This is a genomic window from Pseudacidovorax sp. 1753 (assembly GCF_040544975.1).
In the GTDB taxonomy this organism is placed as follows: Bacteria; Pseudomonadota; Gammaproteobacteria; order Burkholderiales; family Burkholderiaceae_C; genus Xenophilus.
Window position 1 is genome coordinate 85,679 of sequence record NZ_JBEPKY010000022.1, and the last position, 16,566, is coordinate 102,244.

16 protein-coding genes are annotated in these 16,566 nt (G+C 70.9%); 12 read left to right on the forward strand and 4 right to left on the reverse strand.

Going from position 1 to position 16,566, the window contains the following annotated elements; all coding sequences use genetic code 11:
- The first annotated feature begins 49 nt into the window (after positions 1-49).
- The 9 genes from ABIC63_RS24050 (at position 50) to ABIC63_RS24090 (ending at position 8,895) form a co-directional block, all read left to right on the forward strand.
- Positions 50-1,090: a Gfo/Idh/MocA family protein gene (locus ABIC63_RS24050; protein WP_354321651.1), complete on the forward strand. Its 1,041-nt coding sequence runs from the start codon at positions 50-52 to the stop codon at positions 1,088-1,090.
- Between the two features lie 63 nt (positions 1,091-1,153).
- Positions 1,154-1,975, forward strand: a complete 822-nt coding sequence (locus ABIC63_RS24055) for an IclR family transcriptional regulator (RefSeq protein WP_354321652.1) — start codon at positions 1,154-1,156, stop codon at positions 1,973-1,975.
- A gap of 11 nt (positions 1,976-1,986) precedes the next feature.
- On the forward strand, positions 1,987-3,819 hold the full coding sequence (locus ABIC63_RS24060) for an FAD-dependent oxidoreductase (RefSeq protein ID WP_354321653.1): 1,833 nt from the start codon (positions 1,987-1,989) through the stop codon (positions 3,817-3,819).
- Complete coding sequence (locus ABIC63_RS24065) at positions 3,792-4,421, forward strand: NIPSNAP family protein (RefSeq protein ID WP_295525179.1); 630 nt, start codon at positions 3,792-3,794, stop codon at positions 4,419-4,421. Before ABIC63_RS24060 ends, ABIC63_RS24065 begins: the two co-directional genes overlap by 28 nt.
- Before the next feature lie 10 nt (positions 4,422-4,431).
- A complete protein-coding gene (locus ABIC63_RS24070; protein WP_354321654.1) occupies positions 4,432-5,238 on the forward strand; it encodes a sugar phosphate isomerase/epimerase family protein in 807 nt (268 codons plus the stop codon).
- A 299-nt stretch (positions 5,239-5,537) separates the two neighbouring features.
- Complete coding sequence (locus ABIC63_RS24075) at positions 5,538-6,698, forward strand: acyl-CoA dehydrogenase family protein (RefSeq protein WP_354321655.1); 1,161 nt, start codon at positions 5,538-5,540, stop codon at positions 6,696-6,698.
- Positions 6,699-6,706: 8 nt separating this feature from the next.
- A complete protein-coding gene (locus tag ABIC63_RS24080; protein ID WP_354321656.1) occupies positions 6,707-8,311 on the forward strand; it encodes an acyl CoA:acetate/3-ketoacid CoA transferase in 1,605 nt (534 codons plus the stop codon).
- A 4-nt stretch (positions 8,312-8,315) separates the two neighbouring features.
- Entirely contained in the window at positions 8,316-8,603 is a 288-nt protein-coding gene (locus ABIC63_RS24085; RefSeq protein ID WP_294367666.1) for a BrnT family toxin, read from the forward strand.
- 1 nt (position 8,604) lies between these two features.
- Positions 8,605-8,895: a BrnA antitoxin family protein gene (locus tag ABIC63_RS24090; RefSeq protein WP_294367665.1), complete on the forward strand. Its 291-nt coding sequence runs from the start codon at positions 8,605-8,607 to the stop codon at positions 8,893-8,895.
- Positions 8,896-8,899: 4 nt separating this feature from the next.
- On the opposite strand, the gene ABIC63_RS24095 is transcribed toward ABIC63_RS24090, so the two are convergent.
- Genes ABIC63_RS24095 through ABIC63_RS24105 form a run of 3 tightly spaced genes read right to left on the reverse strand, consistent with a single transcriptional unit; the run spans position 8,900 to position 11,891 of the window.
- Positions 8,900-9,277 (reverse strand): NIPSNAP family protein, encoded by a 378-nt coding sequence (locus ABIC63_RS24095; RefSeq protein WP_354321657.1) that lies wholly within the window; start codon positions 9,275-9,277, stop codon positions 8,900-8,902.
- Positions 9,274-11,019 carry an FAD-dependent oxidoreductase gene (locus ABIC63_RS24100; protein ID WP_354321658.1) on the reverse strand — a complete coding sequence of 582 codons (1,746 nt, stop codon included), beginning with the start codon at positions 11,017-11,019 and terminating at the stop codon, positions 9,274-9,276. The genes ABIC63_RS24095 and ABIC63_RS24100 overlap by 4 nt, the downstream gene beginning before the upstream one ends.
- A gap of 11 nt (positions 11,020-11,030) precedes the next feature.
- Positions 11,031-11,891, reverse strand: a complete 861-nt coding sequence (locus tag ABIC63_RS24105) for an SDR family NAD(P)-dependent oxidoreductase (protein ID WP_354321659.1) — start codon at positions 11,889-11,891, stop codon at positions 11,031-11,033.
- Between the two features lie 98 nt (positions 11,892-11,989).
- Between ABIC63_RS24105 and ABIC63_RS24110 the strand changes: the two genes are divergently transcribed.
- Both ABIC63_RS24110 and ABIC63_RS24115 read left to right on the forward strand, forming a co-directional pair.
- Positions 11,990-12,889 carry a helix-turn-helix domain-containing protein gene (locus tag ABIC63_RS24110; RefSeq protein ID WP_294367660.1) on the forward strand — a complete coding sequence of 300 codons (900 nt, stop codon included), beginning with the start codon at positions 11,990-11,992 and terminating at the stop codon, positions 12,887-12,889.
- Between the two features lie 112 nt (positions 12,890-13,001).
- Positions 13,002-13,757: a 2-keto-4-pentenoate hydratase gene (locus ABIC63_RS24115; RefSeq protein WP_354321660.1), complete on the forward strand. Its 756-nt coding sequence runs from the start codon at positions 13,002-13,004 to the stop codon at positions 13,755-13,757.
- Positions 13,758-13,862: 105 nt separating this feature from the next.
- Here ABIC63_RS24115 and purT read toward each other — a convergent pair whose 3' ends face one another.
- Positions 13,863-15,080 (reverse strand): formate-dependent phosphoribosylglycinamide formyltransferase, encoded by a 1,218-nt coding sequence (gene purT, locus ABIC63_RS24120; RefSeq protein ID WP_294367656.1) that lies wholly within the window; start codon positions 15,078-15,080, stop codon positions 13,863-13,865.
- Positions 15,081-15,253: 173 nt separating this feature from the next.
- Here purT and ABIC63_RS24125 point away from each other — a divergent pair, with 173 nt between their 5' ends.
- Complete coding sequence (locus tag ABIC63_RS24125) at positions 15,254-16,411, forward strand: acyl-CoA dehydrogenase family protein (RefSeq protein WP_354321661.1); 1,158 nt, start codon at positions 15,254-15,256, stop codon at positions 16,409-16,411.
- The last annotated feature ends 155 nt before the right edge of the window (positions 16,412-16,566 follow it).

The window sequence follows — 16,566 nt, forward strand, 5'->3', positions numbered from 1 at the left end:
ACTTCATTTCAAATCCACCTACAGTCGCGGCCAAGGAGACATCCCGCCCATGCCCCAGAAGGCCCCCATCGCGCTCATCGGCGCCGGCGTCATCGGCCGCACGCACATCGACCGCCTGCAGCAAAGCAGCCGGGCGCGGCTGTGCGCCATTGCCGATCCCACCGAGGCCGGACGGGCGCTGGCCGAAGCGGCGGGCGTGCCCTGCTTCGCCAGCCATGCCGAGCTGCTGGCCGCCCACCGGCCCGCGGGCGCCATCGTGGCCACGCCCAACGCCACGCACGTGCCGGTGGCGCTGGACTTCCTGGCCGCGGGCGTGCCGGTGCTGGTCGAGAAGCCGGTGGCCGGCACGGTGGAAGACGCCCGCCACCTGGCCGAGGCCCAGGCCGCGCGCGGCGTGCCGGTGCTGGTGGGCCACCACCGGCGGCACAACCCCATCCTGCAACGTGCCCGCCAGCTGCTGCAGGAGGGCCGGCTGGGCCGCGTGGTGGCCGCGCAGGCCATGGCCACCTTCCTCAAGCCTGATTCCTACTTCGAGGCCGCCTGGCGGCGCCAGAGCGGCGGCGGGCCGGTGCTGATCAACCTGATCCACGACATCGACATGCTGTGCTTCCTGCTGGGCGAGGTGGCATCGGTGCAGGCCTTCGCCAGCCGGGCGACGCGCGGCTTCGACGTGGAGGACACGGCTGTGGCCAGCCTGCAGTTCGCCAGCGGCGCGCTGGGCACGGTGATGGTGTCGGACACCGCCACCGCGCCCTGGTGCTGGGACTTCTGCGCCGGCGAGCAGCCGCAGTACCCGCGGCAGGCCGTCAACTCGCACTTCATCGCGGGCACGCAGGGCTCGCTGTCGCTGCCCGATCTGTCGCTGTGGCATTACGCGGGCGATCGCAGCTGGCATGCCGAGATGACGCGCACCCAGACCGCCGTGCATGCCGCCGACCCCTATACCCGCCAGCTCGACCACTTCGTCGACCTGATCGAAGGCCGCGCCACGGTGCCGCTGTGCAGCGCCGCGGACGGCCTGCGCACCCTGGCCGCCACGCTGGCCCTCCATGACGCCGCCGTGCGCGGCGCCACCGTGGCGCTGGGCTGATCCGGCTGTGCGCATCCTGTACGCTGCCCGCCTCATTCCAAGACCACGAGAAGGACATCTCCGATGAGCGGCGTACTCGATCGAACCCTGGGCATCCTCGAACTGCTGGCGCGCCACGGCGAAGGGCTGGAGCTGGCCGCCATCGCCGACACGCTGAACATGCCGCGCAGCGCCGCCCACCGCCTGCTGGCCGACCTGACGCGCACCGGCTACGTGCGCCAGACGCGCGAGCTGGGCTCGTACATGCTGACCACCAAGCTGTCATCGCTGGGCCTGTCCTTCCTCAGCCACAGCGGCATCGTCGACTTCTCGCAGCCGCTGCTGGATCGGCTGGCGCAGCTGTCGGGCGAGCTGGCGCGGCTGTCGGTGATCGACGGCGAGCGCCTGACCTGGGTGGCCCGCGCCCAGGGCGCCCGCCAGGGCCTGCGCTACGACCCCGACATGGGCAGCGATGCGCGGCTGTCGTGCTCGTCTTCAGGCCTGGCCTGGATGGCGGCGCTGAGCGACGACGAAGCCATCGCCCTGGCCACCCGGCAGGGCCTGGGCCGGCCCGAAGAGTACGGCCCCAATGCGCCGCGCACGGTGCAGGAGATGATGGCCATGGTGCACGCCACGCGCGAGCGCGGCTATGCCCTCACCATCGACACCTACACGCCGGGCCTGAGCACCATCGGCGCCGTGGTGCAGCCCGTCGGCCGGCCGCCCATCGGCGCCATCACCGTCGCCGGGCCCACCGTGCGCTTCACCGAGGAGCGCATGCGCGCCCTCGCCCCCGAACTGCTGGAGACGGCCGCGCAGATGGCGGCCGCCAGCGGCACCTCGCCCTTCTTCCAGAAGACGGCACCGGCCGGTCCGCCAGGCCGTCTTCCGATTTACGCCGCCTGACGGCACCCTTCATGCCTGCCCGCCCGACCGACGCCCCCGCCGCCACCTCTGCACGCACCCTGACCTGCGACCTGCTGGTCATCGGCTCGGGCGCGGGCGGCCTGGCCACCGCGGTGACGGCGGCGCAATTGGGGCTGAAGGTGGTGGTGGTCGAGAAGGAGCCGCAGTTCGGCGGCACCACGGCCTGGAGCGGTGGCTGGATGTGGGTGCCGCGCAATCCGCTGGCGCGTGCGGCGGGCATCGACGAGCCGCTGGAGGAACCACTGGCCTACCTGCGCCACGAGCTGGGTGCGCAGTTCGACGAGGCCCGCGCCCGCACCTTCCTCACGCAGGCGCCTCGCATGGTGGAGTTCTTCCGCCGCCGCACCGCCCTGCAGTTCATCGACGGCAATGCGATTCCCGACTTCCATGGCCGCAGCCCGCATGCGGGCACGGGCGGCCGATCGGTCTGCGCCGCACCCTTCGACGGCCGGCGCCTGGGTGCGCGGCTGCGCGACCTGAAGCCGCCGCTGCCCGAGACCACGCTGTGGGGCATGGGCATCGCCTCGGGCCGGGAGCTGCGGCACTTTCTGGACGCGACGACCTCGCCCGCGTCCTTCCTGTACGTGACGCGGCGCGTATTGGCCCATGCGCGCGACCGGCTGCTGCATGGCCGTGGGCGGTGCCTGGTCAACGGCAATGCGCTGGTTGCGGCGCTGGCCGCCTCGGCGCTGGAGGCTGGCGTGCAGATCCTCACCGCCCATCCCGCGCGCCGGCTGCTGGACAAGGACGGCCGTGTGGCCGGGGCCGAGGTGATGTCGCCCCGGGGCCCGCTCGCCATCGAGGCCGCACGCGGCGTGGTGCTGGCCTGCGGTGGATTCCCGCACGACGCGGCGCGCAAGGCCCGCCTGCTGCCGCATGCCGGCCCCGAGGGCCTCGACCATCACTCCGCCGCCAGCCCGGGCAATACGGGCGATGGACTGCGGCTGGGCGAAGCCGCGGGCGGCCGCATGGCCACCGGGCTGCTGCAGGCCGCCGCGCTGGCGCCCGTCTCGCTGGTGCCGCGCAAGGACGGCAGCACCGGCCACTTTCCTCACCTGATCGAACGCGCCAAGCCCGGGCTGATCGCCGTGCGTGCCAACGGCCGGCGCTTTGTCAACGAAGCCGACTCGTACCACGACTTCATGCAGGGCCTGCTGGCCGCCACGCCGCCCGGCGAGCCGGTGCAGGCCTGGCTGGTGTGCGACCGCGACTTCTTCCGCCGCTTCGGCCTGGGCGCCGCCAAGCCCTGGCCGATGCCCACCTACGGCTGGCGCAAGCGCGGCTACCTGCGCCGCGGCCGCACGCTGGCTGAGCTGGCCACCGCCTGCGGCATCGACGCGGCAGGGCTTGCCGACACCGTCGCCCGCTACAACGCCATGGCCGCCACCGGCCGCGACCTCGACTTCGGCAAGGGCGAGACGGCCTACAACCGCATCCAGGGCGAGGCCCGCCCCGGCCAGCCCAATGCCTGCATGGCCCCGCTGCAGCGCGGCCCCTTCTATGCGGTGCGCGTGGTGGCCGGCAGCCTGGGCACCTTTGCCGGACTGCGCGTGGACACGCAGGCCCGCGTGCTCGATGACCACGACCGGCCCGTGCCCGGCCTCTATGCCGCCGGCAACGACATGGCCAGCCTGATGGGCGGCCACTACCCCAGCGGCGGCATCACGCTGGGCCCGGCCATGACTTTCGGCTTCATCGCCGGCCACCACGCGGCCGGCGTGCCGCTGGAGCCACCTTCGGCGCCTGCGCGTTCGGCCGCCACGGCGCCCCACTCCCTTCACGAGGAATCCATCGCATGCACTACTACGAACTCGCCACGCTGACCCTGCCCATGGGCACCGCCGGCACGGCCGCCACCGCCGTCCAGGCCTTCGCCACCGCACCCGAGGCGCAGGGCCAACTGCTGGGCTGCTGGTTCACCGACATCGGCGTGCTCAACCAGATGCTGGTGCTGCGCGGCTTCGACAGCCTGGGCGCGCTGGAGGCCGAGCGCGCCCGCACGCAGGCCAGCGCCAGCCCCTTCGGCTGCGGCGAGATCTACCAGCGGCTGGAGCAGCACAGCTACCGCGGCTTCGACTGGATGAAGCCCGCGAGGCCCAGTGCCGAGTCAGGCATCCAGGGGCCGGTCTACGAGATCCGCACCTACGGCATCAAGCCGGGCGGCACGCAGCCCACCATCGACCTGTGGCAGGAATACCTGCCGCCGCGCGAGAAGCTCTCGCCCTGCGTGGTGGCCATGGTGGCGCTGGACGGCGCCGCGCGCTTCACCAACATCTGGGCCTACCCCACGCTGGACGCGCGCAGCCGCGCCCGCGCCGACGCGGTGGCCCAGGGCATCTGGCCGCCCAAGGGCGGGCCGGCCCACCTGACCACCGAGATGGTCTCGACCATCGCGATGCCCACGGCCGTCTCGCCGATGAAGTGACGCAGCGACCATGGTCCGCCCGCTTTCCCTCGCCTACCTGAGCAGCCACCGCTGCACGCCCGCCGAGGCGGTGCGCCTGGCCGCGCAGACCGGCTACGGCTTCGTCGGCCTGCGCCTCTGGCCCAACGCACCGGGCGCGCAGCAGCAGCACCTGATCGGCCAGCCGGCCGCGCTGCGCGAGGCCCAGGCCGCCTTGCGCGACACCGGCGTGGGCGTGTTCGACCTGGAGATCATCCGCATCGACGCCGACTTCGACCCGCACCGCTGGGACCCGCTCTACGACATCGGCGCCGCGCTGGGCGCCCGCGCCATCCTGGTGGCCGGCGACGACGGCGACGAGGCCCGGCTGACGCAGAACTACGCCCGCCTGTGCGAGGTGATGAAGCCCTTCGGCATGACGGCCGACCTGGAGTTCATGCCGTGGACCGGCGTGCGCGATGCCGCCGCCGCGCTGCGCGTGGTGCGCAACGCCGGATCGCCGGGCAATGCGGGCATCCTGGTCGACGCCCTGCACTTCGGCCGCAGCAGCAGCACGCTGGCGGACATCCGCGCCATTCCGCGCGCGCTGCTGCACTACGCGCAGATCTGCGATGCCGAGGCCGGCACGCACTTCAGCACCGACGAGATGATCCACACCGCACGCTGCGCCCGGCTGCTGCCCGGCGAAGGCAGCATCGAACTGCATGGTCTCTTCGCCGCCCTGCCGGCCGACCTGCCCGTGAGCGTGGAGGTGACGAACCATGCGCGCGAGGCGCAGGAGCCGCCGGCCGAGTGGGCGGCGCAGTGCCTGCGGGCGTCGATGCCGTTCGTGAGTTGACCGCAGCGCTGCACATCTCGCCATGCTGATCCCCGCCAACCGCATTTCGCGCCTGCCCTTCTTCTTCGGCGCCCGCTGGTTCAGCAGTGCCTAGCCTTGAGCGTGGCCTGACTCCCTCTCCCTTTGGGAGAGGGTTGGGGTGAGGGCCGCGGCCTTTATCTGCCCCGCAGCCCATCCACCGCCCAGGCCCCTCACCCCACCTCTCCCCAGAGGGGAGAGGCGCAAACCCGACACATCGCGCATGGCCTCCTTCAGCGGCCATCGCCCTTCCTTTGCCCATTCATTCATCGCCAGACACCATGGACTTCGCCCTCAACGACGAACAGAAGATGATGATCGACACCGTCCGTCGATTCATCGCCGAGGAACTGCATCCCCTGGAGCAGACCCTCGAGGACCACGGCGCCCTGCCGCGCGCGCAGGCGCAGGCCATTCACGACAAGGCCCGCGCGCTGGGCCTGTATGCCCTCAACATGCCGGCCGAACTGGGCGGCGGCGGGCTCTCCAACCTGGACCGCGTGCTCTGCGAGGAGCAGTTCGGCCACACCAGCGACCAGCTGATCCGCCGCGCCTTCGGCAACGTCTACGAGCCGCTGCTGCATTGCCGCGGCGACCAGGTCGAACGCTGGCTCAAGCCCTCGGTGGAAGGCACGCGCACCTGCGCCATCGCCATCACCGAGCCCGGCGCCGGCTCCGACGCGGCGGGCATCAAGACCCATGCTAGGAAGACCGACGCCGGCTGGGTGCTCAACGGCGGCAAGCACTTCATCAGCGACGGCGAATGGAGCGACTTCTTCCTCGTCTCGGCCCGCACGGGCGAGAAGGAGATCAGCATGTTCATGGTCGACAAGGGCCTGCCCGGCTTCACCGTCGGCAAGGACCAGCAGATGATGGGCCTGCGCGGCACGCCGCACGTGGAGCTCTTCTTCGACAACGTGCCGCTGGAAGACGCCGCCCTGCTGGGCGCGCAGGGCCAGGGCTTCAAGCTGGCGATGGGGGCGCTGAACGTGGTGCGCCTGGCCCAGGTGGGCGCCCGCGCCGTGGGCAAGGCCAGCCATGTGTGCGAGCTGATGCTGCAGTACGCCGGCGAGCGCCGGCAGTTCGACACCCGCATCGGCGACTTCCAGATGGTGCAGCAGATGCTGGCCGACAGCGTCATCGAGATCAACGCCGCGCGCTGGATGGTCTACCAGGCCGCCTGGATGCTGGACCAGGGCTTCGATGCCCGCGAGCAGATCGCCATGGTCAAGGTGCATGCGGCCGAGACGCTGGGCCGCGTGGTGGACCGCGCGGTGCAGGTCTTCGGCGGCATGGGCTTCTGCAAGGAGCTGCCCATCGAGCGCTACTACCGCGATGCGCGCATCTACCGCATCTTCGACGGCACCAGCGAGATCCACCGCGGCGTGATCGCCAAGTCGGCATTGCGCAAGGGCGCGGCCCTGTTCGACATCCACCGTTGAGGCCCGCGATGGCAGACGGCAAATTCATGACGGCCGCCGAGGCGGTGGCCCTGATCCGCGATGGCGACACCGTGGGCCTGATGGGCGGCGGCGGGGGGCTGATGGAGGCCACGCACCTGTTCGAGGCCGTGCAGGCCCGCTTCCTGGCCACGCAGGCGCCGCGCAACCTGACGTTGGTGCATGCGCTGGGCATCGGCGACAAGAAGACCAAGGGCATGAACTGCTTCGCGCACGAAGGACTGGTGCGGCGCGTGATCGGCGGCCACTGGGTGTGGTCGCCGGCCATGCAGCAGCTGGCGCTGGAGAACCGCATCGAGGCCTACATCCTGCCGGGCGGCGTGAGCAGCCAGCTGCTGCGCGAGATCGGCGCCGGCCGGCCCGGCCTGATCAGCCATGTGGGCCTGGGCACCGTGTGCGACCCGCGTCACGGCGGCGGCCGCATGAACGCCGCGGCCCAGGACGACCTGGCGGAGGTGCTGACCCTCGATGGCCGCGAATGGCTGCGCTACAAGCCCTTCCCCATCCATGTGGCGCTGGTGCGCGCCAGCGCGGCCGACGAGGACGGCAACATCAGCTTCGAGCACGAGGCCGCCAATCTCGATGCGCCCTCGCTGGCGCTGGCCGCACGCAACAGCGGCGGCCGCGTGATCGTGCAGGTGGCCGAGCGGCTGCCGCGCGGCGCGCTCAAGGCGCGCGAGGTGCGCATTCCCTCGGCCTGGGTCGATGCCATCGTGGTCGACCCGGCGCAGCGCACCAGCTACGACATTCCCTTCGACCCGGCCTTCAGCGGTGAGCTCACCGGCGCCGCCCGCGCGCAGAGCGAGGCCGCCGACCATGCCCGCGAACTGGCCGCGGCGCAGGAGGTCTTCGGCGAGCGCCAGGCCGTGGCGCGCCGCGCCGCCGTGGAGCTGTTCAACACCGACAAGGCGCGGCCCGTCATCAACTACGGCGTGGGCGTACCCGACGCGGTGGCCAAGCTGATCGCGGCGCGCAACGAGCAGCATCGCATCTACCAGACCATCGAGCACGGCACCTACGGCGGCACGCTGATGGACGGCGTGCTCTTCGGCTATGCGCGCAATGCCACGGCCATGCTGGACGCGGCCACGCAGTTCGACTTCTATGGCGGCGGCGGCCTGGACGTGGCCTTCCTGGGCTTCGGCGAATTCGACGAGGAAGGCTGCGTGAACGTGTCGCGCCTGGGCGGCGTGACCGTGGGGCCGGGCGGCTTCATCGACATCGCGCAGAACGCACGCAAGGTGGTGTTCTGCGGCACGCTGGCGGCCAAGGGCGTGAAGCTGGCCACTGGTGACGGCCGGCTGCGGGTGCTGCAGCAGGGCGCGGTGAGGAAGCTCGTCAAGCGGGTGGACCAGATCACCTTCAGCGGCCCGCAGGGCGTGGTGCGCGGCCAGCAGGTGCTCTACCTCACTGAGCGCGCCAGCTTCCGCCTGACGCCCGAGGGCGTGGAGCTGTTCGAGATCGCACCCGGCGTGGATCTGCAGCGCGACGTGCTGGACCAGATGGAATTCATGCCCCGGCTCGCGGCGGAGATCGGGGTGATGGATGGGGGTCACTTCACGGCGCCCACCGGCCATTTATCGCATCTACAATAATTCGATGGGGAGGCGACTGATCTGGGACGAAGCCAAGCGTGCAGCCAATCTGCGCAAGCACGGGTTGGACTTCGCCGACGCCCATCGGGTGCTCGACTCGCGCTACCGGCTCGACGTCGACGTCCAACGCGGCGGCGAGTTGCGGGTCATGTCTTTCTCGTATGTGCTAGAGGTCCTGGCGGTACTGACCGTCGTTCACACCGACCGCGACGGCGCGGCCAGGATCATCAGCTTCCGCCCCGCCAGCCGCGAAGAATGCGAGGTCTACGATGAGTGGCTCGAAAGTGAATGAGATGTCCCGCGCGCAAGTCGCTGCCGCTGTGCGGGCCTTGCCGAAGGACCGGCACCTCGTCTGGGACGGCGAGGATGAAGTAGACCGCCCGCTCTCGCGCGAGGAGATGAAGGCGGGCATGCAGGCAGCAGCGCGCCGGCGCGGGCGTCCGGCCGGCTCCGCCACCAAGGAGCAGGTGGCCATCCGCATCGACCATGAGGTGCTCGCAGCCTTCCGTGCGAGTGGCCCCGGTTGGCAGACCCGGATGAACGACGCGCTGAAGGAGTGGCTCGAAACGCACCGGGCCGGATGAGGCCCTACGCCCCGGCCACCCACCCCGGCATCGCCACCGCCCGGATCAGCCGCGTCTCCTGCGCCGTGATCAGGTGGCCCGAGGCGGCAAGGTAGCGCGCGAAGTCGGGATGCGCGTCCCGTGCGGCGCTGCGGCGTTCGTAGTCGGCCAGGTCTTCGTAGGCCCAGAAATGCACGAACTGGTTCTGCGGACCGACCAGGCTGGTCCAGAAGCCCAGCGGATGGCCCAGGGTCTGCATCAGCACCGGCATGGCCAGTTCGTTGAAGACCTGCAGGAACTCGGGCATCTTGCGCAGCGCGATGGTGTAGATGCGGTGGTCCACCAGCGGCTTGCCCGGCGGCGCCGCGATGGCGGGCGGTGCGGACACGGCGGCAGCGTTCATACGGCCACCTCTTCCCGCGCCGGCACGACGGCGGCAGGCACCGCGCGCGGCGCCAGGGCCTGGTCGGCGATGTGGTGGGCCGTGAGATAAGCGAAGGTCATGTTGGGTCCATGGGTGATGCCGGCCCCAGGATACGCGCCGCCCATCATGCTCGCGCGGTCGTTGCCGGTGGCATACAGGCCCGGGATCGGCTGACCGTCGCGTCGCAACACCTCGCCCGCCAGGCTGGTCTGCAGACCATCGAAGGTGCCGAGGTCGCCCATCACCACCCGCACGGCATAGAAGGGCCCCTGCGCCACGGGTGCGACGCAGGGGTTGGGCCGGTGTTCGGGATCGGCCAGGTAGCGGTTGAAGGCGGTCTTGCCGCGACCGAAGGCCGGGTCCTCGCCGCGTTCGGCCGGCGGGTTGTAGGCGCGCACCGTGGCTTCCAGGCCCTGCGGGTCGATGCCCGCCTCGGCCGCCAGTTCGGCCAGCGTTCGGCCCTGCAGCAGGTAGCCGCTGCGCAGGTGCGGGCCGATGGGCAGGGGTGCGGGCTTGACGTAGCCCAGCCCGTACTTGGCCAGGCAGGCCTTGTCGCAGACCAGCCACATGACCGTTTCCGTCTGGCCTTCGCAGGCGCGGGTGAGTGCCGCGCCCACGTCGTGGTACGACTCCGATTCGTTGCAGAAGCGCCGGCCGTTCTTCAGCACCGCGATCACGCCGGGCTTGTAGCGGTCGAGCAGGTGCGGGAAGACGCCGAAGCGGCCACCACCCAGCGGCACGCGCGAGACGGGCATCCACGCCGCGCTGTCGGCATAGCGGATGTCGGCCACGCCGCCGGCGGCCTCGGCCAGATTGACGCCGTCGCCCGTGTTGCTCTCGGGCGTGGGCGACAGGTGTTCGCCACCGCGACGCACATGCGGATAGGCCTGGGCGATGCGTTTGGCGTCGTGCGGAAAGCCGCCGCAGGCCAGCACCACGCCATGGCGGGCGCGCAGCTCGCGCGGGCCACCCTCGCCCTCCACGCGAACGCCGGTGATGCGGCCGCCCTCTTCCAGCAGGCCGCGGACGGGCGTGCTGGTGAGGATGGGAATGCCCAGATCCAATGCCGAGCGCGCCAGCCGTGCGGCCAGCGCGTTGCCGCTCGTGACCTGGACGCCGCGGCGGTAGAGTGCCAGCTCCTTGATGTGCGTGGCCAGGCGCCGCGCAACATAGAGCGCGGAGGTCAGCGACTTCGTCGCGCGGAAGAAGTGCTTCAGGTCCGCGTTGGAGGAGTTGAACATCATGCCGATGAAGGTGATGGTCTCCAGCGGCGGCTTGAGCCGCGCCATGTCCTCGCCCAGGCCGCGGATGTCGTAGGGCGCGGCCAGGATCGAGCGCCCGACCTGCGCGCCGCCGGGGGCGTCGCAGTGGTAGTCGGGGTACAGCGTGGGCACGAACTGCATCTGCGTCTCGCGCTGCAGGAAGTCGACCATGGCCGGGCCGTGCTCGATGAAGGCCTGGGCGGTGGCCTCGTCGTAGAAGCGCCCGCTCTCCTGCATGAGGTAGGTGCGCACGGCCTCGCGCGTGTCGGCCGGGTTCTGCTGCCGGCCATGCGGGCCCATCGGAATCCACAGCACGCCGCCCGACAGCGCCGTGGTGCCGCCGAAGACGGGCTCCTTCTCCAGCACGGCCACGGTCAGGCCGCGCTTCTTCGCGGTGATGGCGCAGGTCAGCCCGGCCGCGCCGGAGCCGACGACCAGCAGGTCGAAATCCTTGCTCATGGAATGTCTCCTTATTGCTTGTTGAAACCAGGGCGAGGGACCATGTCCATCAGCATGTTGGCCATGCCGCCGTCGACGAGGATCTCCGCGCCGTTGACATAGGCCGAGCGCGGGCTGGCCAGGAAGAGCGCGACATCGGCGATGTCCTCGGGCTCGCCGATGCGGCGGCTGGCCGTCATGGCGGCGCGTCGGGCCTCGAAGCCGGGCTCTTCGTAGAACTTCGCGGACAGGGCCGTGCGGATCATGCCGGGCAGTACCGCATTGCTGCGCACCCCGTGCGGACCCCACTCCACGGCCAGTTGGCGCGACATCAGCAGCACGCCAGCCTTGCTGGCGCTGTAGGCCCCGCTGCCGCTCTGCGGAAAGCGGCCCGAGATGGAGGCCACGTTCACGATGCTGCCGCGGCCGGCCGCGCGCATGTCCGCGCCGAAGGCCCGCGCGCACAGCAGGTAGCCGCCCAGGTTGATGCCCAGCACCTCGTTCCATTGCGCCAGGCCCACGTCGGCCAGGCCGCCGGCACGCAGCAGGCCGGCGTTGTTGACGAGCACGTTGCACGGCCCCAGCGACTCGCGCACCTGCGCGGCGGCGGCTGCCACGGCGGCCTCGTCGGAGATGTCGCAGGCAATGGCCAGCGCCTGCGCATCGAAGTCCTGCTGCAGCCGGTGCGCCATGGCGGCGCAGCCCTCGGCATCGCGGTCCAGCAGGGCCACGCGCGCGCCGGCCTGGGCCAGGGCTCGGGCGATGGCGGCGCCGATGCCGCTGGCCGCGCCGCTGACCACGCAGACCTGCTGCGCGAGCCCCAGCCAGTGGGCGGATGCGCCGGCCGCAGCGGGCGAGGCGGTGGACGGATGGGCCGTGGAAAGGGCCGTCATGGCGATGTCTCCTGTTGTCGTGATGCCGAGGGAATTCTGGGCGTCGCCACCGGCCATCGCTTTGACGATTCCAGCCAAGACCCGGACAATTCCGGCGCATGGCGCGCGCGATTCCCAACTACTCGCTCTATGGCGACCAGGCCAGTCCCGGCTGGCTCGCGAGCTTCGACTTCGAGTGGATCCCGCAACGCTCGAAGCCCTACAACTGGGACATCCAGCCCCATACCCACGATGCCTTCCTTCAGCTGCTGGTGCTGCAGCAGGGCCGCGTGCGGGTGCTGGTGGACCACGAGCGGCTGGAGGCCGAGGCGCCCTGCCTGGTCCTCGTTCCCGCACAAACCGTGCACAGCTTCCGCTTCTCCGACGACACCGACGGCCCGGTGGTGACGGCCGCGCAGCGGCCCCTGGAATCGCTGGCCGACCTGGTGATGCCGGCCCTGCGCGAGACGCTGCGCACGCCGCAGCTGATGCCGCTGACGGCCGACGAGCTGGCGCGGCTGATGCCGCTCTTCCACGCCATCGAGGCCGAGCACCGGCTGGCCGACACGGGCCACACCGCGGCCGGCATGTCGCTGCTCACGGCCCTGCTGGTGCAGGTGGCGCGGCTGCACCGGTTGAAGAAGGAGCATTTGGCGCGGCCGCGCTCGCGCCGCGCCGAGCAGATCGAGACCTTCCGCCGCCTGGTCGACGCGCGCTACCGCGAGCACCTGCCGGTGCCCGCCTATGCCGAGCTGCTGGGCATCACGGCCGGACAGCTCACGCGGCTGTGCCGAGAGGTGCTGGGGCTGTCGAGCCTGGACGTGATCAATGCGCGCCTGCTGCACGAGGCGCAGCGCGAGCTGATCTACACGCCCAACAGCATCAAGCAGATCGCCGTGAGCCTGGGCTTCGGCGACGAGGCCTACTTCGGCCGCTTCTTCCGCAAGCACAAGGGGCTGACGCCGCGCGAGTACCGGGCCCAGGCGCTGGCGGAATGGTCCGAGGACGCAGCCGGCTGAGGTCGAGCGCCGCCGCAACGTGGCTTTCCCGCGCGGCCATCCCACGTGGCTGGGCTTGCAGAGGCCGGCATACTCGCCGGCTGCCCTGTTCATTCATCGCACCGCTGCTTCCATGACTGCCATCACCGACCTCGGCCAGCAACTGGCCACCGCCTTCACCGCTGCCCGCCGCATTGCACCCACGGGCTGGCTACCAACCGATGCCGCCGAGGCCTACGCGGTGCAGGACGCCATCCTCGCCCACCTGGGCAGCGGCATCGGTGGCTGGAAGGTCGGCGCGCCCAATGCCGAGGCCGAACCCAACTGCGCACCGCTGCCTGCGTCCGGCATGCACGCCTCCGGCGCCGTGCTGCCGGCCGCGCGTTTCGCGGCGCGCTGGGTCGAGCTGGAGGCCGCCCTGCGCGTGGGCAAGCTGCTGGAAGTGCGGCAGGACATGCCCACGCCCAACGAACTCGCCAGCTTCTTCGACGCCGTGGTGCCCACGATCGAATGCGTGGAAAGCCGCCTGGCCGCCGGCCGCGAGGCACCCGCGCCGCTGCGGCTGGCCGACCTTCAGAGCCACGGCGCGCTGGTCGTCGGCGAGGCGGCCCCGCTCGCCCCATCGGCCCTGGACCTGCGCACCCTGCAGGCCACGCTCAAGTTCGGCGATGCCGAGGCGGCGCGCACCACGGGCGGCAATCCGGCGCAGGACGTGTGGCGGCTGGTGGGCTGGCTGGCCCGGCATTGCACCGAGCGTGGCGTGCCGCTGGCGCCCGGGCAGATCGTCACGACGGGCTCGTGCACGGGGCTGCTGGCAGCGCCCGTGGACACCGACGTGGTCGGTGCCATCGAAGGGCTGGGCGAGGTGCGGCTGCGCTATTCGGCCTGAGGCGCGCCGAGCGTCAGCGCCAGGACGGGCGCAGCCCCTGCGCCATCGTCACGACCTGGCGATGAACCGGCCAGCCACGCGGCCCGTTCGGTGCGGCGAGAAGGATCAGTCCGCCACCCGCGGCTTGACCTTCCCCGCCGCCTCCTTGGCCCGCGCGCGGGCCGTGTCCACATCCTCCGCATGGGCCAGCGCCACGCCCATGCGGCGCTTGACGAAGCTCTCCGGCTTGCCGAAGAGGCGCAGGTCGGTGCCGGGCACGGCCAGGGCCTCGGCCACGCCGTCGAAGACGATGCCGGTGGCATCCACGCCGCCGTAGATGACGGCGCTGGCGCCGGGGCTCTTGAGCGTGGTGTCCACCGGCAGGCCCAGGATGGCGCGGGCGTGCAGCTCGAATTCGCTCTGCCATTGCGTGGCCAGCGTGACCAGGCCGGTGTCGTGCGGGCGCGGGCTCACTTCGCTGAACCACACCTCCTCGCCCTTGACGAACAGTTCCACGCCGAACAGGCCCTGGCCGCCCAGGTCGGCCGTCACGCGCTCGGCGATGTCCTGCGCCTTGCGCAGCGCCTCGGGGTGCATGGGGTGGGGCTGCCAGCTTTCGACATAGTCGCCGCTGACCTGCAGGTGGCCGATGGGTGCGCAGAACTGCGTCTGCACCTGGCCATCGGCGCCCAGGGCGCGCACGGTGAGCAGCGTGATTTCGTAGTCGAAGTCGATGAAGCCTTCGACGATGACGCGGCCCTTGCTCACGCGGCCGCCGGCCATGGCGTAGTCCCAGGCCTTCTGCACGTCGGCGGGGCCGTCGATCTTGCTCTGGCCCTTGCCGGAGCTGCTCATCACCGGCTTGACGATGCAGGGGTAGCCGATGCCCTTGCCGTCCTTCCCATCGATGGCGGCCTGCAGCTCGGCCAGCGAGTCGCAGAACTTGTAGGGGCTGGTGGGCAGGCCCAGCGTCTCGGCGGCCAGGCGGCGGATGCCTTCGCGGTCCATGGTCAGGCGCGCGGCGCGGGCGGTGGGGATCACGCGCACCAGGCCGGCTTCTTCCAGCTCTTCGAGCTTGGCGGTGGCGATGGCCTCGATCTCGGGCACCACCAGATGCGGCCGCTCGGCCGACAGCAGTGCTTCGAGCTGGTCGGGGTCGCTCATCGTGATGGTGCGGGCGCGGTGCGCCACCTGCTGGCCGGGGGCGTTGTCGTAGCGGTCGACGGCGATGGTCTCCACGCCCAGACGCTGCAGCGCGATCAGCACTTCCTTGCCAAGCTCGCCGGAGCCCAGGAGCATCACACGGGTGGAGGAGGGGGACAGAGGAGTGCCGAGGCGGGTCATGGGCGTGCTTTCGGGGGCGGAAACGCAGAAGGCCGCAATGGTAGCCACGGCCCCGTCGGCGCGGCCCGGGCAGCCACTTGGCACAAGCCTCCCGGGCGGCCCGCTTCTAGAGTGGTATGCCCGCCGCGCACCACCGTGCGCGCGCCAGAAGGCCGACAGGAGACACCCGCGCCATGCAATACACGCACGAGCACCAGGAGATCCGCAAGACCCTGCGCCGCTACATCGACGAATCCATCAATCCGCAGGTCGATGCCTGGGAAGAGGCCGAGATCGCCCCGTTGCACGAGATCTTCAAGGGCCTGGGCGCCCTGGGCCTGCTGGGCCTTAACAAGCCGGAGGAATACGGCGGCGGCGGGCTCGACTACAGCTATGCCATGGCCATGGCCGAAGAGCTGGGCCATGTGCGCTGCGGCGGCATTCCCATGGCCATCGGCGTGCAGACCGACATGTGCACACCGGCCCTGGCGCGCTTCGGCAGCGAGGAACTCAAGCGCGAGTTCCTGGCGCCGGCCATCGCGGGCGAGCAGGTGGGCTGCATCGGCGTGAGCGAGCCCGGTGCCGGCAGCGACGTGGCCGCCATCCGCAGCACGGCGCGCAAGGACGGCGACGACTACGTCATCTCCGGCCAGAAGATGTGGATCACCAACAGCCTGCAGGCCGACTGGATGTGCATGCTGGTCAACACCAGCGACGGCCCCGTGCACCGCAACAAGTCGCTGGTGATGGTGCCGATGGACCGGCCGGGCATCGAGAAGGCGCGCAAGATCCGCAAGATCGGCATGCACAGCAGCGACACGGGCCTGATCTACTTCGACGAGGTGCGGGTGCCGCAACGCTTTCGCATCGGCGAGGAGGGCCAAGGCTTCATCTACCAGATGCAGCAGTTCCAGGAGGAGCGGCTGTGGGGCGCCGCCAGCTCGCTGCTGCCCATGGAGGAGTGCATCGCCGAGACGGTGCAGTGGGCGCAGGAGCGCCGCATGTTCGGCGCCACGCTGGCCGACCAGCAGTGGGTGCAGTTCAAGCTGGCCGAGCTGCAGACCGAGGTGGAGGCCCTGCGCGCTCTCACCTACCGCGCCTGCGACCTGCATGTGCAGGGCGAGGACGTGCTGACGCTGGCCTCGATGGCCAAGCTCAAGGCCGGCCGGCTCACGCGGCAGGTGGCCGACACCTGCCTGCAGTTCTGGGGCGGCATGGGCTTCACGCTGGAGAACCGCGTCTCGCGCCTGTATCGCGACGGGCGGCTGGCGTCCATTGGCGGCGGGGCGGACGAGGTGATGCTGGGCATCCTGGCGAAGACGCTGGGGATCGCGAAGCGCCCGCCGCGCTGAACGTGGTTGGGAACTGAGCGGGACGATGGCGCCCCGCGGCCGATCTCCCGCGACCGTTCCCGCTGAGGTTCTATGGTTCTCGTCAAGCGACAGTGGCCGCCAGGCGGGCATCGAACATCGCGTGTTGCTTGAACAGCGAGAAGGCCACGCGCATG

Excerpts from the sequence above, each read along its gene's own strand:
- ABIC63_RS24085 (WP_294367666.1), top strand. The coding sequence starts at position 8,316 with ATGGGGAGGCGACTGATCTGGGACGAAGCCAAGCGTGCAGCCAATCTG.
- purT (WP_294367656.1), bottom strand. The coding sequence starts at position 15,080 with ATGACCCGCCTCGGCACTCCTCTGTCCCCCTCCTCCACCCGTGTGATG.
- ABIC63_RS24060 (WP_354321653.1), top strand. The coding sequence starts at position 1,987 with ATGCCTGCCCGCCCGACCGACGCCCCCGCCGCCACCTCTGCACGCACC.
- ABIC63_RS24075 (WP_354321655.1), top strand. The coding sequence starts at position 5,538 with ATGGACTTCGCCCTCAACGACGAACAGAAGATGATGATCGACACCGTC.
- ABIC63_RS24100 (WP_354321658.1), bottom strand. The coding sequence starts at position 11,019 with ATGAGCAAGGATTTCGACCTGCTGGTCGTCGGCTCCGGCGCGGCCGGG.
- ABIC63_RS24070 (WP_354321654.1), top strand. The coding sequence starts at position 4,432 with ATGGTCCGCCCGCTTTCCCTCGCCTACCTGAGCAGCCACCGCTGCACG.
- ABIC63_RS24115 (WP_354321660.1), top strand. The coding sequence starts at position 13,002 with ATGACTGCCATCACCGACCTCGGCCAGCAACTGGCCACCGCCTTCACC.
- ABIC63_RS24110 (WP_294367660.1), top strand. The coding sequence starts at position 11,990 with ATGGCGCGCGCGATTCCCAACTACTCGCTCTATGGCGACCAGGCCAGT.
- ABIC63_RS24055 (WP_354321652.1), top strand. The coding sequence starts at position 1,154 with ATGAGCGGCGTACTCGATCGAACCCTGGGCATCCTCGAACTGCTGGCG.
- ABIC63_RS24125 (WP_354321661.1), top strand. The coding sequence starts at position 15,254 with ATGCAATACACGCACGAGCACCAGGAGATCCGCAAGACCCTGCGCCGC.
- ABIC63_RS24080 (WP_354321656.1), top strand. The coding sequence starts at position 6,707 with ATGGCAGACGGCAAATTCATGACGGCCGCCGAGGCGGTGGCCCTGATC.
- ABIC63_RS24050 (WP_354321651.1), top strand. The coding sequence starts at position 50 with ATGCCCCAGAAGGCCCCCATCGCGCTCATCGGCGCCGGCGTCATCGGC.
- ABIC63_RS24105 (WP_354321659.1), bottom strand. The coding sequence starts at position 11,891 with ATGACGGCCCTTTCCACGGCCCATCCGTCCACCGCCTCGCCCGCTGCG.
- ABIC63_RS24095 (WP_354321657.1), bottom strand. The coding sequence starts at position 9,277 with ATGAACGCTGCCGCCGTGTCCGCACCGCCCGCCATCGCGGCGCCGCCG.
- ABIC63_RS24065 (WP_295525179.1), top strand. The coding sequence starts at position 3,792 with ATGCACTACTACGAACTCGCCACGCTGACCCTGCCCATGGGCACCGCC.
- ABIC63_RS24090 (WP_294367665.1), top strand. The coding sequence starts at position 8,605 with ATGTCCCGCGCGCAAGTCGCTGCCGCTGTGCGGGCCTTGCCGAAGGAC.